Source organism: Phorcysia thermohydrogeniphila (assembly GCF_004339575.1).
GTDB classification, from domain to species: domain Bacteria; phylum Aquificota; class Aquificia; order Desulfurobacteriales; family Desulfurobacteriaceae; genus Phorcysia; species Phorcysia thermohydrogeniphila.
Map to the genome: position 1 here is coordinate 113,968 of NZ_SMFV01000002.1, position 26,283 is coordinate 140,250.

The 26,283-nt window shown below is 45.5% G+C and carries 26 protein-coding genes; 10 read left to right on the forward strand and 16 right to left on the reverse strand.

Annotation, left to right across the window (positions count from 1 at the left end; translation table 11 throughout):
* Positions 1-3: 3 nt before the first annotated feature.
* The 3 genes from CLV27_RS03300 to murJ are packed head-to-tail and all read right to left on the reverse strand — an operon-like array spanning position 4 to position 3,194.
* Positions 4-921, reverse strand: a complete 918-nt coding sequence (locus CLV27_RS03300) for a branched-chain amino acid transaminase (protein WP_132525795.1) — start codon at positions 919-921, stop codon at positions 4-6.
* Complete coding sequence (gene lgt, locus CLV27_RS03305) at positions 918-1,679, reverse strand: prolipoprotein diacylglyceryl transferase (RefSeq protein WP_132525797.1); 762 nt, start codon at positions 1,677-1,679, stop codon at positions 918-920. Before lgt ends, CLV27_RS03300 begins: the two co-directional genes overlap by 4 nt.
* Positions 1,680-3,194 (reverse strand): murein biosynthesis integral membrane protein MurJ, encoded by a 1,515-nt coding sequence (gene murJ / locus CLV27_RS03310; RefSeq protein ID WP_132525799.1) that lies wholly within the window; start codon positions 3,192-3,194, stop codon positions 1,680-1,682. It abuts the gene before it with no gap.
* Between the two features lie 15 nt (positions 3,195-3,209).
* On the opposite strand from murJ, the gene CLV27_RS03315 reads away from it, so the two are divergent.
* From CLV27_RS03315 to CLV27_RS03325, 3 genes are all read left to right on the forward strand, one after another.
* Positions 3,210-4,502 (forward strand): NAD-binding protein, encoded by a 1,293-nt coding sequence (locus CLV27_RS03315; protein WP_132525801.1) that lies wholly within the window; start codon positions 3,210-3,212, stop codon positions 4,500-4,502.
* Positions 4,499-5,941: a TrkH family potassium uptake protein gene (locus CLV27_RS03320; RefSeq protein WP_132525803.1), complete on the forward strand. Its 1,443-nt coding sequence runs from the start codon at positions 4,499-4,501 to the stop codon at positions 5,939-5,941. The genes CLV27_RS03315 and CLV27_RS03320 overlap by 4 nt, the downstream gene beginning before the upstream one ends.
* 87 nt (positions 5,942-6,028) lie before the next feature.
* Positions 6,029-7,021, forward strand: coding sequence for a hypothetical protein (locus CLV27_RS03325; protein ID WP_132525805.1), 993 nt, complete (start codon positions 6,029-6,031; stop codon positions 7,019-7,021).
* On the opposite strand, the gene CLV27_RS03330 is transcribed toward CLV27_RS03325, so the two are convergent.
* The 6 genes from CLV27_RS03330 to CLV27_RS03355 all read right to left on the reverse strand — a co-directional run bounded on the left by CLV27_RS03330 (position 6,996) and on the right by CLV27_RS03355 (position 14,294).
* Positions 6,996-7,808: a menaquinone biosynthetic enzyme MqnA/MqnD family protein gene (locus CLV27_RS03330; RefSeq protein WP_132525807.1), complete on the reverse strand. Its 813-nt coding sequence runs from the start codon at positions 7,806-7,808 to the stop codon at positions 6,996-6,998. The two genes, CLV27_RS03325 and CLV27_RS03330, sit on opposite strands and share 26 nt — an antisense overlap.
* The gene (locus CLV27_RS03335; protein ID WP_132525809.1) at positions 7,802-8,731 is read right to left on the reverse strand and encodes a Dph6-related ATP pyrophosphatase; all 930 of its coding nucleotides are present in this window, start codon (positions 8,729-8,731) and stop codon (positions 7,802-7,804) included. Before CLV27_RS03335 ends, CLV27_RS03330 begins: the two co-directional genes overlap by 7 nt.
* A gap of 780 nt (positions 8,732-9,511) precedes the next feature.
* On the reverse strand, positions 9,512-10,480 hold the full coding sequence (gene rfaE1 / locus CLV27_RS03340; RefSeq protein WP_132525811.1) for a D-glycero-beta-D-manno-heptose-7-phosphate kinase: 969 nt from the start codon (positions 10,478-10,480) through the stop codon (positions 9,512-9,514).
* Positions 10,481-11,161 (reverse strand): RadC family protein, encoded by a 681-nt coding sequence (gene radC / locus CLV27_RS03345; protein WP_132525813.1) that lies wholly within the window; start codon positions 11,159-11,161, stop codon positions 10,481-10,483.
* Between the two features lie 3 nt (positions 11,162-11,164).
* On the reverse strand, positions 11,165-13,963 hold the full coding sequence (gene ileS, locus CLV27_RS03350) for an isoleucine--tRNA ligase (protein ID WP_132525815.1): 2,799 nt from the start codon (positions 13,961-13,963) through the stop codon (positions 11,165-11,167).
* Positions 13,964-14,003: 40 nt separating this feature from the next.
* Positions 14,004-14,294, reverse strand: a complete 291-nt coding sequence (locus CLV27_RS03355; RefSeq protein WP_132525817.1) for a cupin domain-containing protein — start codon at positions 14,292-14,294, stop codon at positions 14,004-14,006.
* Positions 14,295-14,362: 68 nt separating this feature from the next.
* On the opposite strand from CLV27_RS03355, the gene rsgA reads away from it, so the two are divergent.
* Genes rsgA through CLV27_RS03370 form a run of 3 tightly spaced genes read left to right on the forward strand, consistent with a single transcriptional unit; the run spans position 14,363 to position 17,008 of the window.
* Positions 14,363-15,250: a ribosome small subunit-dependent GTPase A gene (gene rsgA / locus CLV27_RS03360; protein WP_132525819.1), complete on the forward strand. Its 888-nt coding sequence runs from the start codon at positions 14,363-14,365 to the stop codon at positions 15,248-15,250.
* Between the two features lie 14 nt (positions 15,251-15,264).
* Complete coding sequence (gene panB / locus CLV27_RS03365) at positions 15,265-16,056, forward strand: 3-methyl-2-oxobutanoate hydroxymethyltransferase (RefSeq protein WP_132525821.1); 792 nt, start codon at positions 15,265-15,267, stop codon at positions 16,054-16,056.
* Positions 16,037-17,008, forward strand: a complete 972-nt coding sequence (locus CLV27_RS03370) for an ABC transporter ATP-binding protein (protein WP_132525823.1) — start codon at positions 16,037-16,039, stop codon at positions 17,006-17,008. The genes panB and CLV27_RS03370 overlap by 20 nt, the downstream gene beginning before the upstream one ends.
* Here CLV27_RS03370 and CLV27_RS03375 read toward each other — a convergent pair.
* From CLV27_RS03375 to hisC, 6 genes are read right to left on the reverse strand one after another with little or no spacing between them, the layout of a single operon-like run.
* Positions 16,999-17,706, reverse strand: coding sequence for a ComF family protein (locus CLV27_RS03375; protein WP_132525825.1), 708 nt, complete (start codon positions 17,704-17,706; stop codon positions 16,999-17,001). The two genes, CLV27_RS03370 and CLV27_RS03375, sit on opposite strands and share 10 nt — an antisense overlap.
* Positions 17,703-18,140: a type II toxin-antitoxin system HicB family antitoxin gene (locus CLV27_RS03380; protein ID WP_132525827.1), complete on the reverse strand. Its 438-nt coding sequence runs from the start codon at positions 18,138-18,140 to the stop codon at positions 17,703-17,705. Before CLV27_RS03380 ends, CLV27_RS03375 begins: the two co-directional genes overlap by 4 nt.
* Positions 18,121-18,390, reverse strand: coding sequence for a type II toxin-antitoxin system HicA family toxin (locus CLV27_RS03385; RefSeq protein WP_132525829.1), 270 nt, complete (start codon positions 18,388-18,390; stop codon positions 18,121-18,123). Before CLV27_RS03385 ends, CLV27_RS03380 begins: the two co-directional genes overlap by 20 nt.
* A 55-nt stretch (positions 18,391-18,445) precedes the next feature.
* Complete coding sequence (locus CLV27_RS03390) at positions 18,446-19,612, reverse strand: metallophosphoesterase family protein (RefSeq protein WP_132525831.1); 1,167 nt, start codon at positions 19,610-19,612, stop codon at positions 18,446-18,448.
* 5 nt (positions 19,613-19,617) lie between these two features.
* Positions 19,618-19,905, reverse strand: coding sequence for a hypothetical protein (locus CLV27_RS03395; protein ID WP_132525833.1), 288 nt, complete (start codon positions 19,903-19,905; stop codon positions 19,618-19,620).
* Complete coding sequence (gene hisC / locus CLV27_RS03400) at positions 19,902-21,014, reverse strand: histidinol-phosphate transaminase (RefSeq protein ID WP_132525835.1); 1,113 nt, start codon at positions 21,012-21,014, stop codon at positions 19,902-19,904. Before hisC ends, CLV27_RS03395 begins: the two co-directional genes overlap by 4 nt.
* A 66-nt stretch (positions 21,015-21,080) precedes the next feature.
* Here hisC and CLV27_RS03405 point away from each other — a divergent pair, with 66 nt between their 5' ends.
* From CLV27_RS03405 to CLV27_RS03415, 3 genes are read left to right on the forward strand one after another with little or no spacing between them, the layout of a single operon-like run.
* Positions 21,081-21,578 (forward strand): CinA family protein, encoded by a 498-nt coding sequence (locus tag CLV27_RS03405; RefSeq protein ID WP_132525837.1) that lies wholly within the window; start codon positions 21,081-21,083, stop codon positions 21,576-21,578.
* Complete coding sequence (gene folK / locus CLV27_RS03410; RefSeq protein WP_132525839.1) at positions 21,575-21,979, forward strand: 2-amino-4-hydroxy-6-hydroxymethyldihydropteridine diphosphokinase; 405 nt, start codon at positions 21,575-21,577, stop codon at positions 21,977-21,979. The genes CLV27_RS03405 and folK overlap by 4 nt, the downstream gene beginning before the upstream one ends.
* Before the next feature lie 39 nt (positions 21,980-22,018).
* On the forward strand, positions 22,019-23,335 hold the full coding sequence (locus CLV27_RS03415) for an HD-GYP domain-containing protein (RefSeq protein WP_243644861.1): 1,317 nt from the start codon (positions 22,019-22,021) through the stop codon (positions 23,333-23,335).
* Here CLV27_RS03415 and der read toward each other — a convergent pair.
* A complete protein-coding gene (gene der / locus CLV27_RS03420) occupies positions 23,322-24,755 on the reverse strand; it encodes a ribosome biogenesis GTPase Der (RefSeq protein WP_132525841.1) in 1,434 nt (477 codons plus the stop codon). The genes CLV27_RS03415 and der overlap by 14 nt on opposite strands.
* 109 nt (positions 24,756-24,864) lie before the next feature.
* On the opposite strand from der, the gene CLV27_RS03425 reads away from it, so the two are divergent.
* Entirely contained in the window at positions 24,865-26,271 is a 1,407-nt protein-coding gene (locus CLV27_RS03425) for a SagB/ThcOx family dehydrogenase (RefSeq protein ID WP_132525843.1), read from the forward strand.
* Positions 26,272-26,283 lie beyond the last annotated feature (12 nt).

Below are 26,283 nucleotides of genomic sequence, written 5' to 3' on the forward strand. Positions count from 1 at the left end.
CCTTTAGTAAATTGGCGTTAGCCAGTGGGCGTACTTCTCATTCTCTCCCTTAACGATTGAGAAGTAAACTTCCTGAAGCCTTTTTGTTATCTTTCCTATCTCACCGTTTCCGATGATCACGTGGTCTATCTGGACAACAGGGGCTACCTGAGCTGCCGTTCCCGTGAAGAAGACCTCGTCTGCAACGTAGAGCTCACTCCTTAGGATTGGCCTTTCTTCAACTTCTATGCCGAGCTCGTTTTTTGCAATTTCAATAACTGCGTTCCTCGTGATTCCTTCAAGGATGTTGCTTGAAGATGGAGGAGTTATGAGCTTTCCGTTCCTGACTATGAAGAGGTTTTCACCGCTTCCTTCAGCAACAGTTCCGTCAGGGTTGAGCATTATTGCTTCATCGTAGCCGTGGATAAGGGCTTCCGTCTTTGCAAAGGCGCTGTTTACGTAAGCTCCTGCTACTTTACAGCGGGCGGGAATCATCGTGTCGTTTATCCTGTGCCATGAGGAGGTTTTTGCCTTAAGGCCTTTTGAGAGGTCAAGGTAGTCGCCTAAGGGGAGGGTGTAGATTGCAACTTCTGTCCTGTAGCCTATCAGCTTTGGAGAAATCTTAAGGTCTGCAAAGTAGGCAATAGGTCTTATGTAGGTGTCCTCTCTATGCTGGCAGAGCCTTAGGAGCTCCACCGTTATCTCTGTCAGCTCCTCTGCACTCTTGTCAACCTGAAGGTTTAAAATCCTGCAGTTTTTCAGCATCCTTTCGTAGTGTTCCTTTATGAAAAGGCCAAAGAGCTGTTTTTTCTCCTCGTTCCAGTAGGCCCTTATTCCCTCAAAGACTGCAGTTCCGTAGTGGAAGGAGTTTGTCTGTATGTTTATGTTTGCTTCCTCAATTGGAACGAACTTTCCCTCAAAGTATGCGTATCTCCTGCTCATCTATTTCCTCCAAGTTTTTTTCTTCGGTAGATAACAATTAGCGCTCCTACCGCCACCATTATTATACTTATCACTTGGTTGTTACTAAATAGCCCTAAGAGCTCCTTCGGCGTTGCCCTCAAAAACTCTATCAGGAAGCGAAAAATTCCGTAAAGAATTAAATAGAAGCCAAAAACTTCTCCGGTGGCTTTCCTCTTCCTGTAGAGGAAGTAGAGAGCTCCGGCAATTGCAAAGTTGGCAACTGCCGAAATAGGCTGGGTAGGACACAGTGGAACGCCAAGGGGAGCTGCAGAGTGGGGGTCTTTAAAGACGATTGAAAGGGGGGAGTCACAGACTTTACCGTAACAGCACCCTGCCATTGTGCAGCCGATACGGCCGAATCCAAGACCGACAGACAAGGGAATGGAGACAATATCTGCAAACTTCCAGAGAGGAATGTTCCTCTTCTTTATGAAATAGATGGCCGTTAGAGCTCCAAAAAAGACTCCACCATACCACACAAGGCCACCTTCCCAGAAGAAAAAGAGCTTGTACCATGGGTTTAAGTACTCTGGGTTGTATAGGAAGAAGAAAACCCTTGCCCCTATCACTCCGGCAATGACCGTCCAAAAGGCCGTGTCTGCAACGTCTTTCGTATTTAATCCCTCTCTTTCGGCAAGTTTCATCAGTATCAGTGAACCGAAGAAAATTCCAAGGGCGGCCATAACGCCGTAGGTGTAAATCGTTATGGGGCCAAGCTTAAAGAGTATCGGGTGCATTTATCCCTCCTTCTCTTTAATCAGGCTGATTATAGGGTCTTTTCTAACAACGAGGGTGGTAGCGTAAGTCACTGCAGCTATAAGGATTGTGAGAGTTACGGCCAAGACTTTTAAAAGGAAACCTTCTAAGGAGAAGTAAAGGAGAGCTCCCCCTGTTGAAACGAGGGCTACAGGGATTGAGGAGAGCAGGTAGCTGTTGGCCTTTCTAAAAAGTTCCCCCTTTGTTGAGATTCCGTACCTCCTTTCAAGCTCCCTTAAAAGAACTGTAACGTTTAGTAGTGATGTAAGGCTCGTTCCAAGGGCAAGGCCAGAAGCGCCAAGGCCAAGGACAAAGCAGAGAAAGAGGTTAACTATAAAGTTAAAAACTAAGGTTACTGCCGATACCACTACGGGAAACCTGTACTCGTTCAGGGAGTAGTAGGCGTTTGTAACGATTTTTTCCACAGAGAAGAAGAAGAGGCCGACGCTGTATCCCACAAGGACGAGGTAAGTTCCTGTAAGGTCTTTCTCGGTGAAGTTTCCGTGGTTAAAGACTACGTCAACTATTGGCTTTCCGAAGAATATTAGCCCTACGCTTGCCGGTATGACGATTGCAGAGCACAGGGTAAGGCCTGTGAGGAGCTCCTTCTCAAAACTTTTCCTTGAGCGTTTTGCAAGCCTTGGGAGGAGAACCTGAGATAGGCCGATTGCAAACATTCCAAGGGGAAGCTGGACAAACCTGTTTGCGTAGTAAAGGTATGAGATAGCTCCAGCCGTCAGAAAGGAGGCTAAAACAGTGTCTATCAGCATAGAAAACTGCCTTACGGCAAATCCAAATATTCCCGGAATGATGTTTTTAAGTGTCTCTTTAACCTCTTTTGAAAGTCCCAAGAGGGGCTTTACAGGAAAGTTCAGTCTCTTTAAGAAGATGAGCTGGAGGAGAACCTGAAAAGCTCCCCCCGCTATAACTCCTACGGCAAGGGCTTCTACTGAGAGTTTGTCGTAGAGCAGGAGGGCAGAAGCAATTAAGCTCAGGTTAAAGAGTGCAGTTGAGAAGGCCGGCGCAAAGAAGTGTTCAAAGCCGTTGAGAATTCCACCGTAAAAGGCTACAAGGCTAACCAAAAAGATGTAGGGAAACATCTCCCTTAAGAGCCTTACCGTGAGGGGGTATTGCTCCTCAGGAAGTCCCGGGGCAACGAGCTTAACGATGAGGGGGGCTAAGAGCTCCCCAAGAACTACCGTTATTAAAAGGGAAAGGAGCAGTATGGAGAAAAACTCTCCGGCAAATTTCTTTGCCTCTTCCCTTGATACCTTTAGCTTACGGGAAAAGGCTGGGGTAAAGGCGGAGCTGAAAGCTCCTTCAGCAAATATTCTCCTTAGTAGGTTGGGAATCCTAAAGGCGACGAAGAATGCGTCCGTTAAGCTGGTAGCTCCAAAGAGTGTAGCAATTATGACGTCCCTTGCTAATCCTAAAACTCTACTTCCAAAGATGGAGAGTGATACAATAAGAGACGATTTGACCACCGATTTCGCCATAGTAGAGGAATTATAGTGAAAGTTTGTATTATTGGTGCTGGCGTTGTTGGCAGTTACCTTGCCAAAAGGCTGTCCCGCGAGAACCACGAGATAGCAGTTGTTGACGTTAACGCCGATAAGGCTTCCCAGCTTGCCTACGGCTATGACATCCTTAGCGTTAACTGTGACGCTCTTAGCGTCAACTGTTTAAAAAAGGTGGAATCCTTTGAGCTCTTTGTTGTTGTTACTGAGAGTGACGAGAAGAATATTGCTATAGCTACGCTCCTTAGAAGCATTTTCGGTAAGAAGAGGGTAATAGTTAGGGTTAGTAATAAAGCCTTTTCTTCTCCTCCCGTTAAGGAGTTTTTGGGATGTGAAGTTGTAAACATTCTCTCAGAGACTGTTCAGACAGTTCTCTCCCAGATTAAGTATCCTTTTGCCCACGGAGCTGTAAGGCTTGAGAGTGAGGGGATAGTTATACTCAAGTACCTTGTAAGCCTGAACGATTTCTTGGCTGGTAAGAGAATCTCAGAGCTTAAAAGTGTAAGGGAGGAAGTTGACTTTACAATTGTTGCTGTTGAGCGGGAGGGAAAAGTTATTATTCCAAAGGGAGAGAGCTTTATTTTCCCTGAGGACAGAATCTACATAGCCGTTAAAGAGAATAGAGTTCCAGAGCTTGTTAGGGCTCTTCAGATTCGTTCTGAACCTGTTAAGATGGTTTTTGTCCTCGGCTACTCAAAGTTTACTGAGGAGCTCCTCTCAGTTCTTTCCGACTTTAAGGGAATAAAGGTAAAGTTCTTCTCTCCTGATAGAGAAACCTGTGAGAGCGTCTCAGGGAAATTTCCCGGGGTGGATGTATTTCACGGGGAGTTTACAGACGTGGAGCTCCTAAAAGAAGAGGGCATCGGTAATTCTGACCTAACGGTTTCTTTAAGTGATGACGAGGAGACTAACATCCTTGCAAGCATCTTAGCAAAGAAGCTCGGCACTAAAAAGGTCTGTTCGCTTATCCTTCACCCGGAGTATGAAAACATCGTTGAGTCCATAGGTATTGACGTTCCGCTAATTCCGAGAAAGCTGCTTGCCTCAAAGGTCTATAGGCAGCTTAGCCGTAAAGGTTTCCTTGAAGTCTTTGAGCTATCAGACAGCCTTGAAGTTGTTGAGATGACCGTCCCGAAAAAGTTCTCTGGGAAAACGGTTTCTGAACTTAGAGATAGCATCTGTGGGCTTATCGTAGCAGTTAAGAAAGAGAATGAAACTAAGCTTGCCAAGGGAGATACAGTTTTACTCTCAGGGGAGACCGTAATCTGCATAGAGAAGAGGAAATGAGGTTACAGGTAGTATTCCGTCACGTTACTTTTCTCCTCTTCATTCTGTCTCTTTCGTTTCTCTTCCCAGCGGTTTACTCTTTATGGGTTAATGACGGTCTTTTTATGAGTTTTCTCTACCCCCTCTTCCTTTCTTTTTCGCTCTTCCTTTTGGGAATTCAGTTTGAGAATAAAGAGCCAAAGGTTAAGGAGGCAATTTTAGTCGTTGTTCTTACATGGTTTCTCTTTCCGGTTCTCTCTGCTCTCTTCTATATAGAGAGTGGAGCTATTCCCTACTTTGCCGACGCTTACTTTGAGTCGGTGTCCGGTTTCACTACGACGGGAGCTTCAGTCCTTTCTGACATTGAGTCGCTACCGAAGAGTGTTTTGCTTTGGCGTTCAACGACCCACTGGATAGGCGGAATCGGCTTTGTTGTTTTCTCCCTTTCCCTCCTTCCCGTCTTTGGTGCAGGTGGTGCTCAGCTTATGAGGTTTGAGGCAGCGAAAGCTATTGAGGAAAAGGTTCTGCCGAGGGTTAAAGAAACGGCGAGGGCGATTCTCGTGGTGTATTTACTCCTTACCCTCTCTGAGGTAGTTCTCCTGAAACTTTGCGGTATGAGTCTGTTCCAAGCGATTAATCACACTTTCGCCACTGTAGCAACCGGCGGCTTTTCAACGAAAAACGAGAGTGTTGGAGCTTTTCACTCTTTCACTGTAGAGATGGTTATAGCAGTTTTCATGATTCTTGGAGCTCTCAATCTCTCTCTCTACTACCGAGCCTTTAGAGCTAGGAGCTTAAAGGTTTTCTTTTCAAATCATGAAGTAAAGGGATTGCTGGCAGTAATCTTTATTTCAACACTCTTCTCTATGGCAGTTCTCCTAAAAGAGCACGTCTACACAGACCTGTTTACAGCTTTTAGGTACGCCTTCTTTCAGGTTGTAACGGCAGCGACAACGACCGGTTTTTCCTCTACCGACTATACCAACTGGCCTCCGTCCATCCTTGCCCTAATAATGTTCCTCTCACTGATAGGTGCTTCCTCAGGCTCTACGGCTGGAGGTATAAAGCAGTTTAGGTTTATTGTGATGCTGAAAACAGTTTACAGCGAGCTTAAAAAAACTGCTCACCCGAGGATGGTTTACAGGGTTTCTATCGGAAACAGGGTGCTGGAGCTCTCTATTTTGAATACCATCTGGGCATTTATATCGGTTTACTTCTCTACAGCAGCCATTTTTGGGTTTATTATTGCTGCTTTTGGCCACGACCTTGTAACTTCTTTTTCTGCTTCAGTAGCCTGTATTACGAGCCTTGGCCCCGGTCTTGGTAGGGTAGGACCTGCAGGGAACTTTGGCTTTTTCTCCGACCCTGAAAAGCTTCTCCTCTCCTTAGAGATGATTTTAGGAAGGCTTGAGGTCTTTGCCGTCTTTGCTGTACTTCTTCCTTCTTTTTGGAAAGAATGAAATAAGAAAAATTTGATAGAATATCCGATGCTTTGAGTTACACTTTATGATAAAAATCTTTAGCGAAGAGGTTAAGGAGGAGAGGCTATGGCCATATCCCTTAATCAGGATATAAGGGCGGGGAAGAGTACTTATCACGTTCAGACGGAATACTATAAGACTTCAAATAAAATTATTTCAAACATTTTCAAAGACGGTAAAGCTGTAAAAAGGCTTGAGAAAGAAGTTGAAGAGGGCAGAGACCTTGATGAACAGATAAAGGAATTTCACAACAGTATAATTGAGAGACTTACAAAACCGACCCTCGTTAAGAGAAAGAAAAAGGAAGAAAAACCCGTTCAAGAAGCTCAAAAAGAAGTATTTACGCTTACAGAGCAGCAGGAAGAAAAAATTGCTGCAGTTATCTATCCTTTCTTTGGTATTGCTACTTACCTTGTAATATCTGATGCGGCAAGTAACGCTTCTTCTAAGGAGGAGTTTGTTGACCAGCTTCTCGGTGAGCTTGAGGAGGAAAAGGCAAAGGAGGTAAGGGAAGAGATACTTTCTATTCTCTCTGAAAAGGTAGAGGAAAAGCCTTCGGAGCTCAAAGAAGAGAAGAAGACCCTACCTTTCCCTGAGGAGGAGCTGACGGAAATTCTTTTTCCCTACTTTGGCATTATGACAGGTGTTTTGGTTGAGTCTGCAAAGAGAGTGTGGGACGGTGAGAAGGGGAAGCTGCTTGACTTCTTGGCCGGTGAGCTTGATGACGATGTAAGAGAGGAGGTTCTAAAGAAGGTTAGTAGTCTGCTTGGAGAGGTTGAGGAAAGTACTGTAGAAGTTGAAAAGAAAGAAGAAAAGGTTGAAACTCCTAAGGAGGAGAATCTGCCGACGGGAAGGAAACTTGACAGCTCTGAGGTTGATAAGGTACTTCCAGTTCTTCAGGAGTACTTTGGTATCTCTGCAGCGATGGTAGCCGAGGATGCCTTTGAGGAGTCCGGGGGAGAGGTTAACAGGTTTGTGGAGATTATTCTCAGTGAAGTTGATGAAAACGAGAGAGAGGAGCTTGAGATAAAGCTCAGAGGCTTACTGGGAGGAAGCTAAATTCCGCCTTCACCTTTACGCTTTGTGCGAACTTTTCAAGGCTCTCTAGTTCCTCTTCTCCCAGAGAGAATATAAGGTTTTCAAGGTAATTCTTGCACATTTTTTCAGGTAGCTGTAGCTTCTTAGAGTACCTGCTACATATCTCGCTGAAAGAGCCAATTCCTATTTCCCGTGATTTAGAAAGCCTCCGGTAGAACTCGCCTATCGCTTCTTTTTCTCTCTCGTATGAGTCTTTTCTAACGGCCCAGACCGCAAACACAAATGGAAGGCCGTAGAGGTTGTGCCACTCCTCTGCAAGGTCGTAAACGAAGGAAAACCTACGAGTTTTCAAGAACCTTAGTGCCTCGTCCCCAATCGTAAGAAGTGCCGTTGGATTTTTGGGTAGGTCGCAGACCTTTAGGGAGTAGTACCTAAAGTTAGGCTCTACCCCGTAAACTTCCCTTAGGAGGAACTTTAAGAGCTCCCTTGAGGTCATGGAGCTCCTTGTCAGCCACACGTCCTTCCTGTGGAGCTGATGAATTGGGACAGTAGAGAGGAAGAGGACGCTCAAGACTCTCTTTTTTGCTGAGATGGAGAAATTGGGGAAAAGCAGGTACTTATCGCTGTTTGTTAAGTACTCGTAAGATGAGATAACGGATATATCAAGTTTTCCTTCCCTTAAGAGCCTGTTAAGCTCAGAGGGGACGTCCTCAACGAACTCTATACCGTCTGAGGGAACTTTCCCACTTAAAAAGCCGTAGTAAACGGGAACTGTATTTAAATACTCTATCTTTCCAACCCTTAGCATCTTTCCTTTAGCTTCATGAGCGTTCTACAGACGGAGCAGACGGGAGCTGTCGTTGGCATTCCGCAAACTTCACACTCTTTTAGAACAAGTTGCTCCTTCAGCTCCCTCTCAAAGAGTGGGCGTCCCTTTTTGAGGAACTCCTTGTAAAAGCGTAGCTTCGTTCCCGGCATCTCGTGCTCTAACATCGCCAAGGCTTTCTTAAAGAGCTTGGACGTGGCTTCCTTGGCGTTGGGACAGCCGGTTTCCATGTATTCAATGCCGTTGACTATTGCGTAGCTGACGGTTTCCTTCTCGGTAAAGAAGCAGAAGGGCTTTACCCTCCTTGCAAAGCCGTTGCTTTCTGGCAGTACGGGGTGCTGTCTTCCGAGGTATCCAATCTCCCAGCGAATCGTGTTTGAAAGGAGGAGGGCAGACTCATCGTCAAGGTTGTGTCCTGTTGCTACGACCTTAAAGCCCTTTTCACGGCAGACCTTGTTCATTATGTAGCGCTTAAAGGTTCCGCAGACAGAACAGACGTCCTTCCTTCCAGCACCTTTTGCAATTTCGTTTATGGAATAGCCGAACTCTTCTCTTAGGTTAAAGACCATTAAAGGTCTTCCTATCCTCTCTGCAAACTTCTGACAAATTTCAAGGGACTTTCTTGAAAACTCCCACTCCTCTATGCCAAGGCTTACGTGGAAGCCGTAGGTTTCGTATCCAAGACGGTGGAGGGCAAGCCATAGGGAGAGGCTATCCTTACCGCCTGAAACGGCGACTAAAACCTTGTCCTTTTTGGAGAACATCCTGAAGGTTTTAATCGTCCTCTGGGTCTGCTTCTCAAACCAGCTAATAAAGTGTTCCTCACACAGGGCTAAACGGTGGTGTCTTATGTATATAACTGCTTTGGTTCTCTTCCCTTTAGACTTGCATATCTTGCAGTTCATTACCTTTCCCTTCTGGGAAGTTTTGCAGGTTAATTTATAAACTTCTTAACGTCTTATCAAGAAAACTGCCCCCTCCCAAAAACTTCCAGAGTGTTTGACCCTTTTGGGTGACAATCCCTCTACAGGGCATTTCAACTAAGCAAGGAGTAATGAAATCCTCAATGCTTACGAGTCAGGGCATTTCAACATGGGGTATTGACTGGAATAGCCTCTTGTATAGGAGGTCGCAATCCCTCTATAGGGCATTTCAACAACTTTATCCAACCTAATCTACTTGGAGAAACAACTGTCGCAATCCCTCTGTAGGGCATTTCAACACTAAAAGAAGACTATGAAGATGGAAAATACCACAAGAGTCACAATCCCTCTATAGGGCATTTCAACGTTCCGGTGACGGGTTACGTGATAGACAAAATGGAGTCGCAATCCCTCTATAGGGCATTTCAACCTGAGGAGCTTGAAAGGGCTTTTATTGTTGCAATTGCGTCGCAATCCCTCTATAGGGCATTTCAACGAACCCGAGCCTCCTATCAGAATCGTAGTGGAAAAGAGTCGCAATCCCTCTGTAGGGCATTTCAACCAAGGAGTCCTTATTCAGCTTTTGTCAAAGAACGGCAACGGCCTTCACAAACTATTATAACACGGAAAATGAAGTTTTTTGCAGAGAATCTCCAGTAAGGAATAAGGAAGTAAGGAAAAATCCTTGTTTACCTATTGTGAGACAAGGGGTATCTGTAAAACTAAAGAAAGCGTGGTTTGCTGCAGTTTTTGTTGTTAAATTCAAATATTTAGCGTTTTTCTTGCTTCTTCTATCTCTTCTACGGTTACGGTTGCAGTTCCGAGTTTCCCTACAACTACTCCTGCGGCCAAGTTGGCAATTTCTCCGGCCTCTTCTGGAGTTGCACCGGAGGCAATTGCAAGGGTAAAAACGCTTATAACGGTGTCGCCTGCCCCTGTAACGTCAAAAACCTGTTTAGCCCTTGTGGGTATGTGTTTAACAAAGTCCTTCCCTACAACAGAAAGTCCCTTTTCGCTCCTTGTGACTACGGCGTAGTCAAGTTTGAACTTTTCTATGAGCTTTTTTCCGGCTACCTCTGCGTCTTTATCTTCAATCGGTTTAACCTTTACGGCGTTAAAGGTCTCTTTTATGTTTGGCGTCATTGTGGTTACGTTTTTGTAAAGGTCAAAGTTCTTCTCCTTAGGGTCAAGGGTTACTGGGATGTTTCTCTTTATCTTATCCGTTATCTCAAAGAGCTTTTCGGTTACAACGCCCTTACCGTAGTCAGAGATTATGACTGCATCAAATTCTTTGTAAACAGACAGGATTACTTCGTTGAACTTTTTGGAGAGCTCCCCGTTCACGTAGTCGGCGTTCTCCCAGTCCACCCTTAGAAGTTGCTGAGCTCCGGCTATTATCCTCGTCTTTCTCGTCGTCGGTCTTTCTGGGTCTACAAAGAGGTATTCTGTGTTAGCTCCAAAGTTCTCAAGGAGCTCCCTTAACCTTTTCCCAGCCGTGTCCTTCCCTATAACTCCGAGGACGCTCGGGAGAGCTCCCAGAGAGGCAAGGTTCGCCGCTACGTTGGCAGCTCCCCCCGGCCTGTAGGTTACATCCTTTGCCTCTACTACTGGGACGGGAGCTTCCGGGGATATCCTCTCTACCTTGCCGTATATGTACTCGTCAAGCATAAAGTCGCCGATGACGAGGATTTTCTTTCCCTTAAAGGCCTTTAAAATCTCCTTCCTGAACATCTATAAAAGCCCTTCCTTTTTAAAGCTAAGGAATTGGGAACTGCCAAAAATTATGTGGTCAAGAACCTCAATTTCAAGGTGTTTTCCTGCCTTAATGAGCCTTTCTGTTACTACTATGTCCTCTCGGCTTGGCGTTACCTCTCCGGAAGGGTGGTTGTGAAAGAGGATTACTGCTGAGGCCAAGTCCTTTACGGCCGGATGAAAAACTTCTTTGGGAGTTACGGAGGTAAAGTTAACGCCACCCTTTGAGACTTCGTGAACCGATATGAGTTTCCCCTTAGAGTTGAGTGTAACGATTCCAAAAACCTCCACCTTTAAACCACTGTACTTTGGAAGGAGTAGTTTTGCTACGTCCTCGGGAGAGGAAATCTTTGGAGGAATTTTCTCACCTGCCAAGCACCTTTGGCCGAGCTCAATGGCTGCAATGAGGGTAACTGCTTTGGCTTTCCCGAGGCCTTTAAAGGAGAGGAGCTCCTCAAGGTGAGCCCTTGAAAGTCCTGAAAGTCCACCAAAGTGTTTTAGGAGCTCCCTCGCAAGTTCTAAGGCGTTCCTTTCTTTTGAGCCGGTTCTGAGGATTATTGCAAGGAGCTCCGAGTCCGACAGGTTTTCAGCTCCGAGCTTAATGAGCTTCTCCCTTGGCCTGTCAGACTCTGGGAGCTCCTTTATCGTGTAAAAGGCCATAAGTTAACCTCTTTTTTCCAGCTCCTTGAGGACTTTGGCACACCTTGGGCAAACGTCTGGGTACTCTTCGTCCTTCCCTACTTCCTCGCTGTACATCCAGCACCTTTCACACTTTTTGCCGGGAGCTCTCTCAACGACAACTTTCAGTCCTTTTAGCTCATCGTCGGAGATGGCGTTAGCAGGAGCTGAGGAAAGAGGTTCTACCTTTGCATAAGACGTGATGAACACGTAGGGGAGCTGTTCCTCGTAGTCTTTAAGGAGCTGTAGGAGCTCTCCGTCTGCAAATACTGTTACTGCGGCCTCAAGGGAGTGCCTTATGAGATCCTCTGAGCGTGCCTTTTCAAGTCCCTTGTTAACAACAGTTTTTACCTTTATAAGGGTGTTCCACCTGTTAAGCACTCCTTCGTCAAGAGCTTCACATGCAGGAGGAAACTCCTCTAAGAATACGGACTCCTCTTCTTTCCCGGGGATGTGGGAGTAGACCTCTTCGGCCGTGAAAGAGAGTATTGGAGCTACTAAGGTAGTCAGGCCGTAAAGTATCCTGTAGATTGCTGTCTGGGCGCTCCTGCGCTTTTTGGAGTCTGGGAGCTCGCAGTAAAGGGTATCCTTACTGATGTCAAGGTAGATGGCGCTAAGCTCGTTCGCACAGTACTCGTAAACCAGCCTGTAAATTCTGTTGAACTTGTAGCTGTTGTAGGCCTTAATAATCTCGTTTGAGAGCTGGTAGAACCTGTTGATAGCCCACTTGTCTATTTCCTCAAGCTCTTCGTAAGGGAGAGATTTATCCGGCGTAAAGTCGTTTAAGTTGCCGAGCATAAAGCGGAAGGTGTTCCTTATTTTTTTATAAACCTCAGCTACCTGCCTCAGTATGTTGTCGGATATTCTAACGTCCTCTGTGAAGTTTTCGCTTGCGACCCAGAGCCTTAGAATGTCTGCTCCGAACTTTTTAACGACGTCAAGGGGTGAAATGACGTTTCCAAGGGATTTGCTCATCTTGTAGCCTTTTTCGTCTAAGGTGAAGCCGTGGGTAAGAACTGAAAGATATGGAGCTTTGCCCCTTGTACCGCAGGACTCTAATAGGCTTGCTTGGAACCAACCCCTGTGTTGGTCAGAGCCCTCTAAGTACATGTCGGCGGGCCAAAAGAGCTCCGGCCTCCTTTCAAGGACTGCAGCGTGGGATGAGCCTGAGTCAAACCAAACGTCAAGTATGTCGGTTTCCTTCCTAAAGCTCTCTCCTCCGCACTCCGGACACTTAAAGCCTTCTGGGAGGAGTTCCTTGGCGCTTTTTTCGTACCAAGCGTCTGCGGACTCCCTCTCAAAGATATCGGCAACGTGGTCTGCAAGCTCTTTTGAGTAGATTGTTTTTCCACACTTTTCACAGTAGAAGGCAACTATCGGAACTCCCCAGATTCTCTGCCTTGAGATACACCAGTCGGGGCGCTGTTCTACCATGTTCCCTATTCTCGTCCTACCCCACTCAGGAATCCACTTAACCCTCTCTATCTCTTTAAGGGCTACTTCCCTTAAGGTTGGGTTACCTTTGTCCATAGCTATGAACCACTGGGGAGTTGCACGGAAGATGACTTTACCCTTACACCTCCAGCAGTGGGGGTATGAGTGGGTAATCTTTCCGGCAAAGAGGAGGTTACCGAGCTGGGATAGCTTCTCTATGATGAGCTTGTTGCCGTCCCAGATTTTTACGCCTTTAAGCCACTCGGGAGCTTCTTCAGTAAACCTTCCGTAGTCGTCAACTGGAACGAGGACTGGGAGGCCGTATTTAAGTCCTACTTGGTAGTCCTCCTCACCGTGTCCGGGGGCTATGTGGACAAGTCCCGTTCCAGTATCTGCTGCGACGTAGTCGGCTAAAACGACCTTTCCTTTTCTATCAATGAAGGGATGCTCATAGACGATACCCTCAAGCTCAGAACCTTTAAACTTCCTTAAAACCTCTCCAGAGAGCTCCGTCTTTTCCTTAAAGTCCTCAAGGAGGCTTTCTGCAACTATGTAGTGCTTACCCTGAGAGCTAAGGAGAACGTAGTCAAGCTCAGGGTGAACTGCTACGGCGACGTTTGCAGGTAGCGTCCAAGGGGTGGTCGTCCAGATGACAAGGTGGCTGGTTTCGGGGAGCTCCTTCCCTTTATCGTCAGTTACCTTAAAGGCAACGTAGATAGAAGGGGATGTTTCCTCAGAGTACTCAATCTCGGCCTCTGCCAGTGCCGTAATACAGGAAGGACACCAGTAAACGGGCTTTTTAGCCCTGTAGACGAGTCCCTTCTCGTAGAACTTTCCAAGTTCCCTTACGATATCTGCCTGATAGCGGGGGTCCATCGTTATGTATGGGTTCTTCCAGTCGCCTATAACTCCAAGCCTTATGAACTCCTCTTTCTGTGTTTTAATCCACTTTTCGGCGTAAGCTCTACACTTTTTCCTTACCTCAATGGGGTCTACTTCGTCCTTTCTCTTTCCTATTTCTTTAAAGACTGCTCTCTCTATTGGAAGTCCATGACAGTCCCAGCCGGGGACGAAGGGGGTCTGATACCCCTGCATTGCCTTGGACTTGACGACAATGTCTTTAAGTATCTTGTTGAGGGCGTGGCCTATGTGGATGTGTCCGTTTGCATAAGGAGGACCATCGTGAAGTACAAATTTTTCGTCACATTTATGTTTTTCCATTAGCCTATTGTAAAGGTCTATCTCGTCCCAAAACTTAAGTATTTCAGGTTCTTTTTTTGGGAGGTTTCCCCTCATTGGAAAAGAGGTTTTCGGTAAATTAAGGGTTTCCTTATAGTCTTTCTCTTTCATCTCCCAGCTTCCTCCATTAGCTTGATTGGGAAATAAAATTTTACCCTTTTGAACCGCAAACGTAAGTTACACCACTTTCTCCCACCCTTGCCCAGTGGCGAGTTCCGGCAGGGACCTCCATTCTATCACCGGCCTTGAGAGTTACAACTCTCTCCTCAGTTCCTATGGTTATTTCTCCTTCAATAATCCACCTAACTTCATCTAACGGGTGAGTGTGCCAGTCGTAGTAGGTTCCCGGAGGGTCGTGCCACAGGTATAGTCCCGTGAAGCCCTCTTCCCTGAGAGTTCTAAATATTTCTTCTTTGTTTGTTATCCCAGTTCGTTTTACCATTCCTTACCCCTTTCGGAGGATTATAATTCTTTATTGAACCAAAAATTTGGAGGAGGTAAAGAGGTTTAATGGTTGAAGGAATTGTAACCGAAAGGGCAGGACAGAAGATAACGGTATTTGTTCCAGAAGAAGGGAAGTACTACAGGGGAATTCCCCTCGGCAAAGTTAGGAAGAAGGACAGGATTTACGCTGGAGATAGAGTTACAGGAAGGCTCGTTGACAGTACCACTTTTGCAATAGAGGCGATAAAGGAGAGGAAAAACCTATTGGTTAGACCTCCTATTGCCAACGTTGATAAAGTAGTTGTTGTGGCAACCATAGAAAGCCCTCCTTTCCAGAGTTACCTTATGGACAACCTACTCGTTGTTTACGGGTTTTTGGGTATTGAGGCCGTAGTTGTTTTTAACAAGGTGGACATCCTCAGTGAAGAGGGAAGAAAAGAGCTTGATAAGTGGGTGAAAGTTTACTCAGACGCCGGCTATACCGTTATTCCGGTGAGTGCCGAAACTGGAGAGGGGCTTGATAGGCTATCTGAGGAGCTCTCAGGCGTTACCTCCATTTTTGCCGGGGCTTCAGGTGTTGGTAAGAGCTCCATCATTTCTAAGCTCACAGGTGAGCATCTTAGAGTTGGTGAGGTTAGCGAGAAGACAGAAAGGGGAAGGCATACAACGAGGGAGGTAAGGCTTATTCCCTTTAAGGGTGGCTTTATCGGCGATGCTCCCGGTTTCTCAAGGGTTGAAGCACTAAACTTTATGGACAAAGAGCAGGTAAGGCTTTACTTCCCGGAGTTTTTAAACTACCAGTGCAGGTTCTCCGACTGCCTCCACGTTAATGAGGAGGGCTGTGAAGTTACCGAAGCTGTAAAGAGAGGTGAAATAGCCTGCGAGAGGTATAAGAACTACTTAAAAATGATTCACGAGTTTGTTCCTTGGCTTTCAGAAGTTGAAGGTTGTTAAGCTATGGAGGGAAAATGCCTGTTACAACTGCTGATTTCATAGAGAAGAAAAAGAGAGGAGAGAAGATAACAGTTCTTACGGCTTACGATTACTTAACTGCAAAAATTGTTGATAGTGCAGGAGTTGATGCCATTTTGGTAGGAGACTCCCTCGGAATGGTAGCCCTTGGGTATAAGAGCACGATACCCGTAACTATGGAAGAGATGATTCACCACACAAAGGCCGTTGTCAGGGGCAGGAAAAACGCAATGGTAATTTTTGATATGCCTTTCCTTTCTTACCAGACAGGTGTAAGGGATGCGATACTAAACGCCGGTAGAGCTCTAAAAGAAACCGGCTGTGATGCCGTTAAGATAGAGGGAGGAGTGGAGCAAGCAGAGACGATAAGAGCTTTAGTAAATTCGGGTATTCCCGTTATGGGACATATCGGCCTTCAGCCTCAAAGCGTTAACGTTTACGGTGGATATAAACTGAGAGGAAAGGGAGAGGAGAGGAAAAGGATAATAGAGGACGCCAAGGCAGTAGAGGAGGCCGGAGCTTTTGCAGTTGTTCTTGAGAAGATTCCGGCAGAGCTTGCAAGAGAAATAACCGAAATGCTTTCAATTCCCACAATTGGTATTGGAGCAGGTAAGTACTGCGACGGTCAGGTTTTAGTCTTCCACGATATGGTCGGACTTTTTGAGGACTTTAAACCAAAATTTGTAAAGCGTTACGCAGAGCTTGGAAAGCTTGCGAGGGAAGCCGTAGAGAAGTTCATTGAAGAGGTAAAGAGCGGGAAGTTCCCAGATGAAGAACACTCCTACTGAGATTCTCCGCCTTGAAGGAGTTTCTAAAACTTTTCCGTTAAAGAAGGATTTTTTTGGCAGGGTTAAGAAACTCTTAAAGGCGGTTAACAACGTTTCACTCTTTATTAAACAGGGTGAAACCCTTGGAGTTATAGGTGAAAGTGGCTGTGGCAAGTCAACCCTCGGGAAAATTATCCTTGACCTTGAAAAGCCCGACAGGGGAACTGTTTACTACAAGGGAAGGGATATCTCCAAGCTAAAGGGGAAAGATTACAGGGAGTATAGGAGAAATGTTCAGGCAGTCTTTCAGAACCCCCAGAGCTCCCTAAACCCCCGAATGAAAATCTGGGAGATAGTAAGTGAGGGGTTAAGGATAAACTTTAAACTCTCTAAAAAAGAGCTTAAGGAGAGAGCTCTTTCCCTCTTGAATGAAGTTGGCCTTCCCTCTTCTTACGCCGACAGTTACCCCCACCAGCTATCTGGTGGACAAAAGCAAAGGGTAGCCATTGCGAGAGCTCTCGCCCTCTCTCCGGAGCTCATAGTTGCCGACGAACCGACCTCAGCCCTTGACGTTTCTGTTCAGGCTCAAATAGTGAACCTTTTTATGGATATACAGGAAAAGAAAGGGATTTCTTACTTCTTTATCTCCCACTCCTTACCCGTTGTTGAAGCCGTGAGCGATAGAGTTTTAGTAATGTATAAGGGCTACGTCGTTGAAGAGGGAAAGACTGAGGAAGTTTTTAAGGAGACTGCCCACCCTTATACGAGACTCCTAATAGAGTCTGTGCCGGAGCTCTTTTCTAAGAAGGAAAGGAAAGCAGTTACAACCTTAGAAGCCGAAGATGAGGAGTTAGAAAAAGGTTGTCCATTCTACCCAAGATGTTCTGTAAGAAAGAGAGAGTGCCTTTCGTACGATATGGAATCTTTTAAGCTGACAGAAACACACAAGGTTTCATGTATCCTTTACCTTTGAACTGGAGTATAGGCTACCGTATAGACAAATACGTTACTAGCTCCATTTTCCTTTAAAACTTTCACTATTTCATTGACCGTAGAGCCCGTTGTAAAGATGTCGTCAAAAATTAAAACTCTTTTGCCCTTTACGTTTCCCGTAAGGCTAAAAACTCCTTTAACGTTCTTCTCTCTTTCCTTTTCATTTAAAGAGGACTGCTGCGGAGTTTTGTAAATCTTCTCAAGAAGTGGAGAAAAAGCTACACGAGCTCCTTTCAGTATCTCCTCGCACTGATTGAAACCTCTTTCTTTTAGGCTATCTTTGTGAAGTGGAACGGGAATTACGACCTCTACCCTGTTCCTTAAGATGAAGCTCTTAAGATGACCTCCTATTGTTTTTCCGATTGAGTAGGCTACGGAGAGTTTTTTATCAAACTTTAGAGCTCTCAGAGCGATTTCCACAAGTCCATCGTAGAGGGCGAAAAACTCCACTTTGTCAAACTCAAAAACTTTTCCAGAGATAAGACACCTTTTGCAGTAGTCTCCACTTCCGGGAAGGAGCTCCACAGGGTGACCACAGGAAAGACACTTTTTACCGTGGTATGGAGTAAAGTATCTTCTCCAGCACTCTTCACAGGCTATGTGGTGGTGATTTAAAAAGAGAAAAGAACCACAGACCACGCAGTATTCAGGAAAGAGCAGGTCAAGTAGCCAGTTCATACACCAACAGGCTGAGAAAAGTTTTGCTTTGTCTGTTTGGTTAGGAGTTTCAGGAGTTCTTTCTCTGCACTCCTTGCAGATAGGAGGTTAATTATGTAAGTGTTTAAGCTTACTCCTTCCTCCTTTGCGGCTTCTGCAAGTTTTCGGTGAAGGGATTTGGGAAGTCTAAGAAGGATTCTTCCACTGTATTCCTTTTCTTCTCTCATTGATTCAGGTAAAGGAATATCTAAACCTTCTTCAAGGGCGGTTTCAATCCAAGCTCTTTTAGCATCTTCTAAGAGTTTTAAAACCTCTTCCAATGTATCAGCCTCAGTCATACAACCTTCAAGCTCTTTAATCTTTGCGAAAAAACCTCCATCTTTATAAGGGACTATTTCCACGGTATAGGGTAGTTTCATGTAGTATTCCAACTCTTTACTCACATTCTTCTTCATAGAATTCCTCCAGTTTAAGTAGTTTAATTACCTGCTTGACGTAAACCTCTTTAAGGAACGGACGTTTGAAGGGAATAGTTATAGGCATTGCTCCCTTTTTCCTGTAAACAAAGTGACTACTTCCTCCTCTTGGCTGTTTCGGTTCGTAACCGAATGCTCTGAGAAGTTTATCCATATCCTCAAAACTAACGTGTTTACAGTTGGTTAAAATGGCTTTCACCAACTTGCACTTTCGCTTAGTCCCTGACATTTTTTCCTCAGTGGCAATCTTAATGATATCGTATTTGATATCATAGTCAAGTCCCTTATTCCAGAAAACTCTTTATCTCTCCTAAGTTTTCCTTTAATTCCTTCTTTACGAACTCTTTTAGAATCTCTTGGATGTGGTCTGGATTGGCGGTTAAGACCTCTTTGGCGAGGTTTATTACCTTGTCGCCGTGGTTCTGTTCCCTTAAGAACTCTTCAAGGAACTCTGAAAAGGTCTTCCCCGGAGAGGTTACATCATTACTTTCAGAGGTTATTCTCCTTTTTGTAATTCTTAAGAGGAGGGACTGCTTTTCTATCTCCTCAAGGGTCTTACTGAGAGTTTCAATCTCAAGGGATTTATACTCGTAGTCAATGACGACCACCGGAGGCTGCTCTGCTAAGGAAACAAACTGTAGGACTTCTTCAAGGGTTTCTTTTGCCCTTTCTTCAGAGAACCTTGCTACCTTAAAGGGTCTTAAGTTTTCAAGCTCTATGCGTTTTAATTCTCTCCTATCAGTATCAAAAATGTTAAATCCCCTTTTTCCCCTTTCGGCTTCTTTAACGGTTCTAAACTCTGTTGCTCCAGAGTAGCTAAAGAGGCCTCCCTTTAGGTTTTCTTTGACGAAGGTATGGATGTGCCCGCCGGCGTAGTAGTCAAAGCCTTCTGGGAGCTCCATGAGCTCCATCTCAAAGCTCTCTTCGTAGGGTAGATACTGTCCAATTCCCTGATGGAACATGAGGATAGAGGTAGTGGCCTTAAAGGCAAGTTCAGATAGCTCGTCAAAGAAGCCTTCCTTTAAAACCTTTATCATTCTGCGGGGAAAGTACTGAAAGCCGGCTATTAGAACTCCGTCAAGAGAGAGAACGAGCTCTTCTGCTGGAGCTCCCGGCCTGTAGTTCAGTAGCTTTAAGATTCCTAAGTCCTCTAAAATCCTCTGAGGGGGGATTGTTCCCCTTCTTAGAGCTCTATCGTGGTTTCCCGTGATTGCTATGAACTCTATGCCGTGAGCCTTTACCTTCTGGAGGGTTCTTATACAGCGGGAAAGGGTTACCATATCAGGCTGGTAAGTTTCAAAGAGGTCGCCGGTGTGAAGGATGATGTCAACCCCTTCCTCTATGCAGATGTCAATTGCCCTTTCAAAGGCGAGCATAAAGTCCTGCTTCCTCTCAGGAAGCCGATACTGCATATAGCCTAAGTGGGTGTCCGATATGTGGGCTACCTTCATCTTTCCTACTCGTAATCAACAACTACCGTTCCGCCAAAAGTTCCTACCCTTATTATGTGTCCCCTTTCGTCCTTAAAGGTAACAACTCCCGTGTGTCTTCCGTTTTTGTCCATCTCAAACCAGACGTAACCTTTTCCCCGATACTCAGCGACCAGCTTCCCGCCGTTATACACCTTAACTGTGAACTTACCACCTGTAACTTTTAATACCTCTTTCTCTACTTTCGTCTGCCACTTACAGGAGCAGGAGGAAAAGAGAAGGGGCATAAGGGCTAAAAGTATTAGCTTCCTCATTGCCTTTCTTCCTTAAGCTCTTCAAGGACTTCCCTGAGCTTCTTTATGAAGAAGATGTTTTCCTTCATTGTTCCTATGGTTACCCTTATGTGGTCGGGGAATCCGTAGCCGTCCATAGCCCTTACGATTACTCCCTTTTGAAGGAGGCGCTTAAAGACTTCCCTGCTTGGGTATCCCACTTTAACGAGGATAAAGTTTGCGTAGGTTGGCACGTACTCAAGTCCGAGCTTTTCAAACTGCTCGTAGAGGTATTTCTTACCCTCTTCATTTACAACTTGGGAGTGCTTGATGAATGCCTTGTCCTCTAAGGCTGCGACTCCTGCGACTTGAGCTGGACGGGTTACGTTAAAGGGCTGTCTAATTCTGTTCATGTCGGCAATTATCTCTTTCTTTGCTACTGCGTAGCCCAAGCGGAGTCCTGCAAGCCCGTAGATTTTTGAGAAAGTCCTCGTTACAACGATGTTCTTCTCGTGGATGTACTCTATGCCGTTTTCAATGTCAAAACCTGCTCCGACGGCGTACTCGTAGTAGGCCTCGTCAAGAACTAAGAGGACGTCGTCTGGGAAGTCTTTTAAGAAGGCCTCAAACTCCTTCCTTGTAAAGGCCGTTCCCGTCGGGTTGTTAGGGTTTGCAAGGAAAACTACGGCGGTGTTTTCGTCTATTGCGTCAAGGTGGGCTTTTAGGTCCATGTAGTAGTTGTCCTTTGCCTTTACTACTTTATGCTCTGCTCCGGCAAGCTGGACGACTATCGGGTAAACTGCAAAGGACTTTTCGCTGTAAACTGCGTTTTTACCGGGGCGAAGGTATGCTCTGGAGATTATGTCAAGGGCTTCGTTAGAGCCAAGGCCTACAAAGATGTTTTCCGGCTCAACTCCAAGGTGTTTGGCAAGAGCTCTCTTTAAGTAGTAGGAGTTTCCGTCCGGGTATCTATTTAGGTTCTTTAAGTCCTCAATGATTGCCCTCACTGCTGCGGGGCATGGGCCTAAGGGGTTTTCGTTTGAGGCGAGTTTTACGATTTCTCTAAGTCCGAGCTCCCTTTTGAGCTCCTCCTCAGGTTTTCCGGGTTCGTATACGTGAACTTTCTTTATATGTTCTGGCAGGGAGAACATTGAAACCTCCTTCTTTAATCGGGTAAGATGGTATAGTGACTGAAATTATAACTTGTGAGGAAAGCTATGAGGCCGGAGTTTAAGCTGAAAGAGCTCCTAACTGAAAAAGGACTAAAACTCTCAACGGCTGAGAGCTGTACGGGAGGACTGGTTGCTGCGAGGATTGTAAACGTTCCGGGGAGCTCTGCCTACTTTATGGGTGGTGTGGTTGCTTACGACAATACCGTGAAGATGAAAGTCTTAAACGTTAGCCCTGAGACCCTTTTAAAGTACGGGGCTGTCAGCGAGCAGACTGCAAGGGAGATGGTTATTGGCGTGAAGAAACTCTTGGGAACTGAGTGTGCAATCTCTACAACCGGGATTGCAGGGCCTTCCGGGGGAACTCCGGAAAAGCCCGTTGGGCTTACCTACATCGGCGTTTCGGTAGGCGATAGGATAGAAGTTTTTAGGTTTATTTTTGAGGATAAAGACCCAGATGAGGTGGCAAGGAGGAACAACAGGAGGAGGAAGGCAGCAAAGAAGGCCATAAAACTCCTGATACAGATGCTTGAAGGGAAGCTATGAGGGTAGTCCTGATTCTTGGAACGAACCTTGGTAACCGTCTTGACAACCTGAAGAGGGCTGAGGAGCTTATAAGAAAGTTTGTGGGGAGGATTTTAAGAAGAAGTCCTGTTTTTGAAACTCCACCTTTTGGTGTTGAGAAGCAGCCTCCTTTTTTAAACTACGGTCTTTTAGTTGAAACTCACCACCCTCCTTTTGAGCTTTTAAGGCTCGTTAAGTGGATAGAGAAGAGAGTAGGTCGTTATAGAACTTTTAGATGGGGGCCTCGGGTTATTGATGTGGATATTGTTAAGTACGGGGACGTGAAAATTAGTGTTGAGGAGCTCCAAATACCCCATCCCGGACTAAAAGATAGAGAGTTTTTTAGAAAGATTTGTTCCTACTTAGATATAAGTGTAAAATAGTTGATATAGCAATTTAAACTTAAACAAAAGAGGAGAACTGTGAATTCATCCATAGATATATCAAAGTTTTTACTTGCAGTTTCTTCTATGAGTGGTCTTGTAGACCCGATTTTGAACAACCATAACTACCGAGTTGCTTTCATTTCCTACTCAATAGCAAGGGAGATAAGTTTTTCTAGTGATTTTCTATACAACATACTCGTTTCTGGACTCCTTCACGATATCGGATTGCTTTTGGTTTCCACACAGGAGGATATCGCTTTTGTTAAAGCGGTGGAGCTTGAGAGAGATAAAAGGAGGATGCACCTCCACGCAGAAATTGGATACGAACTGTTAAGACACTTTCCTTACTTCTCAAAGATAGCAAAGATTATCAGGTATCACCATTATAGTTGCCATGAAATTGTAAGGATAAAAGCTCCCTTTAGCTCCTTAATTCTCCATTTGGCAGATAGGATAGATACCGTAATATACGGCAGGATTGAGAAGCTTGGAAGGGAGAATCCTTATGCTTCTATATCGTCTATTAGGACACTGATTGAGGAGTACTTACTGAAGTTTAGTGGTAGAGTCTTTAACCCAAAGCTTGTTGAGATATTCCTTACAAAGATTAGTCCGAAGGACTCTTTCTGGTTTGAGCTATTAAATGAAAACTGCTTAAAGGAGTCTCTGGAGGAGCTCCTAAGGAGTTTTTCTCAGAAGTTACCTTTTGAGGCCTTTTACGATCTCTCAAAGATGCTTGCATACCTCATAGACTTTAAGAGTCCCTTTACTGCTACCCACTCTTCAGGTGTTGCTCAGACTGCCCTTTCTTTGGCGACTCTCTTTAACTTCACTTCCCCTGACCTTAAAAAGATAGAAGTGGCCGGTTTACTCCACGACATCGGGAAGATAGCGGTTCCAAAGGAGATTCTTGAAAAGCCGGGGAGGTTAACTCCGGAAGAGTACAGCATCATGAAGTCCCACGTCTTCTTTAGTTACCGAATCATTTCAAAGCTTGCAATTGACACCAACATAGTTGAGTGGGCTGCCTACCACCACGAAACCCTTGACGGTAGCGGGTATCCCTTCAGGTTGAACGCTAACGACCTTTCATTGGGCTCAAGAATAATGGCCGTTGCCGACGTTTTTACCGCTCTCATGGAGGACCGTCCTTACAAGAAAGGGCTTTCTGGTAAAGAAACAGTTGCAATAATAGAGAAGATGGTGGAGGAAGGAAAGCTTGATAGGACGGTAGTCAACGTCCTTAAGAAGAACCTTAAAAAGGTTGACTCCCATAGGAAGAAGGCGCAGGAGAGGGCGAAGGAGCTCTACCTCTCCCTGCGAAACTTGGCCTCAGACTTTATCTCTTCTTAAAGACAATCCTTAAAGGTATTTTGTTGAACTTAAACTTTTCCCTCAGCCTGTTTTCTAAAAAGCGTCTAAAGGATTGAGGAATTCCCTCTGGGTAATTGGAGAAGAGTAGGAATGTAGGTGGCTTTGTCTTTACCTGCGTTCCGTAGTAAATCTTCACAATCTTGTTCTTGTAAACTGGTGGCTGGTGGATTTCCATGAGCTCGGCGAGAGCTCTATTGAACTTTCCTGTTGTAACCCTCTTTGTGTACTGCCTGTAAAGGTCCTTAATCTGTTTTAATAGTTCCTCAAGCCCCTTTTTCTCCTTAGCAGATATGAATACCCTTGGGGCATAAGGGATAAAGTCAAAGGTAAGGTCAAGCCTCCTGTGGATGTTCTCCCACTCCTTCTGGCTCTGGAGCTTATCAATCTTGTTTACTGCGATAACTATTGGCTTGAACTTTTCTAAGGCGATTCCTGCAATTTTTGCGTCCCTGTCAGTTGGGCCTTCCTCTGCGTCTAAAAGGAGGACAACGACGTCTGCCCTGTCTATGGCGTCAAGAGCTCTCAGGTAAGAGTAGTACTCTATGTCCTTAATCTTTCCACGTCTCCTTATACCGGCTGTATCTATAAAGATGTACTCGTCATCCCCGATTTTTACGTAGGTGTCTATTGCGTCCCTCGTCGTTCCCGGAATGTCGCTGACGATAGCCCTCTCCTCTCCCACTAAAGCGTTTAAAAGGGTTGACTTACCCATATTTGGACGGCCGACGATGGCCACCTTTATCGGTTCTTTCTCCTCCTCTTCAAACTCGTACTCCTCTCCCTTCTCTAAGGTGTCTATGAGCTGGTTGAGCTCCTCAGAGGACTCCTCTGAGATTAGCCTCTCTGCCTTCTCTCTCCTCTCCTCCTTCTCCTGCTCCTTCTTTGCAACTTGGCGCAAAGCTTCGGGGAGTTTCTCTATGATTTTCTCCTTTAGGGTCGGAATACCTATCTTGTGAATTGCAGAGATGGAAATGACCTCATCAAAGCCGAGCCTGTAGAAGTCGTAAACCAAGTCCTCCATAAAAGGTTCGTCAATCTTGTTAACTGCAACGATTACGGGCTTTTTCCACTTCCTTAAAAGCCTTGCGACTTCCTCATCAAGGGGAGTTATTCCCTCCTTTCCGTCAACGACGAAGACAATAACGTCGGCCTCTTCCATAGCCCTTTTTGCCTGTTCCGTTGTCTCCTTGGCAAAACCTTCCCCGTGGGGATCAACACCTCCGGTGTCTACAAGGAGAACCCTGTGGTCCTCTATGTTCGCTTCCTGAATGATTCTATCTCTGGTAACTCCGGGGGTATCGTCAATTATCGCTAAACGTTTCTCAAGCAGCCTGTTAAACAAGGAAGACTTACCAACGTTTGGCCTTCCCACTATAGAAACAACCGGTAACCTTTTCATCTCTTTTCCTCCGAACTTCCGTTTTGCAGTTGTTTAATGTAAACGCTGGAAGTCCCAGAGGGAACCCCAAAAGTGGAGAGTGGTAAAATCCAAAACTTAGGGAGGAAAGATGAACTGTTACAACTACCATATAAAGACAGCCCACACCTTTGAGAGCGTAAGAAGACCCCACTATTTAGACTGGTCAAACTATCCAAGTCCTTTTAAGGTCTATAAGGGGATAAAGAAGTTCTCCCTTTTACCTTTTAAAGGTCCTCTTCAGGAAACTCTGGACGTCCTTTATAGGCTCTGTGGCAGTGGGGCGGAGGATGTTCTCTCCTTTGGGGAGCTCTCCGATTTAGCCTTTGCAATGAACGGGATAAGTAGGGTTGAGAACTTCCACGGAGAGGAGTTCTACTTTAGGACAGTTCCCTCTGCTGGAGCTCTCTACCCTTTTGAGCTCTACTTTTTCGTAAAAGAAGTAGAAGGTATCCCCGACGGTCTTTACCACTACCAACCGATAGACCACTCCTTGGAGCTCCTTGTAGAGAAGGATTTCTTTGAACTACTTCAGACGGCTCTCTGTGCAGAGATTCCCGGGAACGTTGTAGCTGTAATTACAAGCATCTACGCCAGAAGCGCTTGGAAGTACAGGACGAGGGCCTATAGGTACTGCCTCCTTGACGCCGGCCATATGGCTTCAAACGGCGTTGTTTTCTTAAGGTCTGTCGGCCTTGGAGGGTGCGTTGTATCAAAGTTTAAGGACGACAAGTTAAACCAGCTCCTTGGAGTGGACGGAGAGAACGAGTTTGCCTTAGCCGCTGTCCTCATAGATAGGCCTGCCCTCTTTTGGGGGGATGACTTTATAGTGACCTACCCCTATCCTCCCTTTGAGCCTGTAGTCAGAAAGCCCATATACAACGCTGAAATAGTGAATACCCATTTAGTAGGTAACCTTGATTCCTGCGAGTTTTACAGGGAATATCCAGATTCAGATGGAGTTTATCCTGAGGTTAACTCCCTTCCTTTGAAGGATGCCCTTTTAAGGCGTAGGTCTAAGAGGAAGTTTACCGGAGAGAGGCTTGACTTTGAAAGGTTTAAATATCTCCTTGAGTCCTCCCTCAACTGTTTCCCGGCCGACTGGGGATTCCCTCAAACATCCTTTTACCTTCAGGTTAAGAACGTTGAGGGGGTGGCAGATGGCATATACGCAGTAGGGGATGGGGAACTCTACCCGGTAATGAAGGGGGATTTCAGTAGAGAGGTTGCCTACCTTTGCTTGGCTCAAGGCTTTATTGCAAGGGCAAACGTTAACGTTATTTTCACCTTTGACTTTTCGGGTAAAGGCTGTAGGGACTACAGGGGAGCTCTGATGGAGGCGGGAGCTCTTGGGGAACTCCTTTACCTTGCTGCTGAGTCCCTTGGTCTTGGAGTTTGCGGTATAGGTGCTTTTTACGATTTTGACCTAAAAAGATTCCTTTCTCTTCCTGAATTTGAGTATCCGGTTTACGTGGTTTCTGTTGGGATTGTGAAATAATCGTGAAAATTT

Excerpts from the sequence above, each read along its gene's own strand:
- CLV27_RS03335 (WP_132525809.1), bottom strand. The coding sequence starts at position 8,731 with ATGAACTGCAAGATATGCAAGTCTAAAGGGAAGAGAACCAAAGCAGTT.
- rsgA (WP_132525819.1), top strand. The coding sequence starts at position 14,363 with ATGGTTGAAGGAATTGTAACCGAAAGGGCAGGACAGAAGATAACGGTA.
- lgt (WP_132525797.1), bottom strand. The coding sequence starts at position 1,679 with ATGCACCCGATACTCTTTAAGCTTGGCCCCATAACGATTTACACCTAC.
- folK (WP_132525839.1), top strand. The coding sequence starts at position 21,575 with ATGAGGGTAGTCCTGATTCTTGGAACGAACCTTGGTAACCGTCTTGAC.
- CLV27_RS03300 (WP_132525795.1), bottom strand. The coding sequence starts at position 921 with ATGAGCAGGAGATACGCATACTTTGAGGGAAAGTTCGTTCCAATTGAG.
- murJ (WP_132525799.1), bottom strand. The coding sequence starts at position 3,194 with ATGGCGAAATCGGTGGTCAAATCGTCTCTTATTGTATCACTCTCCATC.
- panB (WP_132525821.1), top strand. The coding sequence starts at position 15,265 with ATGCCTGTTACAACTGCTGATTTCATAGAGAAGAAAAAGAGAGGAGAG.
- hisC (WP_132525835.1), bottom strand. The coding sequence starts at position 21,014 with ATGTTCTCCCTGCCAGAACATATAAAGAAAGTTCACGTATACGAACCC.
- CLV27_RS03390 (WP_132525831.1), bottom strand. The coding sequence starts at position 19,612 with ATGAAGGTAGCCCACATATCGGACACCCACTTAGGCTATATGCAGTAT.
- CLV27_RS03395 (WP_132525833.1), bottom strand. The coding sequence starts at position 19,905 with ATGAGGAAGCTAATACTTTTAGCCCTTATGCCCCTTCTCTTTTCCTCC.
- CLV27_RS03355 (WP_132525817.1), bottom strand. The coding sequence starts at position 14,294 with ATGGTAAAACGAACTGGGATAACAAACAAAGAAGAAATATTTAGAACT.
- CLV27_RS03375 (WP_132525825.1), bottom strand. The coding sequence starts at position 17,706 with ATGAACTGGCTACTTGACCTGCTCTTTCCTGAATACTGCGTGGTCTGT.
- CLV27_RS03325 (WP_132525805.1), top strand. The coding sequence starts at position 6,029 with ATGGCCATATCCCTTAATCAGGATATAAGGGCGGGGAAGAGTACTTAT.
- der (WP_132525841.1), bottom strand. The coding sequence starts at position 24,755 with ATGAAAAGGTTACCGGTTGTTTCTATAGTGGGAAGGCCAAACGTTGGT.
- CLV27_RS03320 (WP_132525803.1), top strand. The coding sequence starts at position 4,499 with ATGAGGTTACAGGTAGTATTCCGTCACGTTACTTTTCTCCTCTTCATT.
- CLV27_RS03370 (WP_132525823.1), top strand. The coding sequence starts at position 16,037 with ATGAAGAACACTCCTACTGAGATTCTCCGCCTTGAAGGAGTTTCTAAA.
- radC (WP_132525813.1), bottom strand. The coding sequence starts at position 11,161 with ATGGCCTTTTACACGATAAAGGAGCTCCCAGAGTCTGACAGGCCAAGG.
- CLV27_RS03385 (WP_132525829.1), bottom strand. The coding sequence starts at position 18,390 with ATGTCAGGGACTAAGCGAAAGTGCAAGTTGGTGAAAGCCATTTTAACC.
- rfaE1 (WP_132525811.1), bottom strand. The coding sequence starts at position 10,480 with ATGTTCAGGAAGGAGATTTTAAAGGCCTTTAAGGGAAAGAAAATCCTC.
- CLV27_RS03405 (WP_132525837.1), top strand. The coding sequence starts at position 21,081 with ATGAGGCCGGAGTTTAAGCTGAAAGAGCTCCTAACTGAAAAAGGACTA.
- ileS (WP_132525815.1), bottom strand. The coding sequence starts at position 13,963 with ATGAAAGAGAAAGACTATAAGGAAACCCTTAATTTACCGAAAACCTCT.
- CLV27_RS03380 (WP_132525827.1), bottom strand. The coding sequence starts at position 18,140 with ATGAAGAAGAATGTGAGTAAAGAGTTGGAATACTACATGAAACTACCC.
- CLV27_RS03425 (WP_132525843.1), top strand. The coding sequence starts at position 24,865 with ATGAACTGTTACAACTACCATATAAAGACAGCCCACACCTTTGAGAGC.
- CLV27_RS03330 (WP_132525807.1), bottom strand. The coding sequence starts at position 7,808 with ATGCTAAGGGTTGGAAAGATAGAGTATTTAAATACAGTTCCCGTTTAC.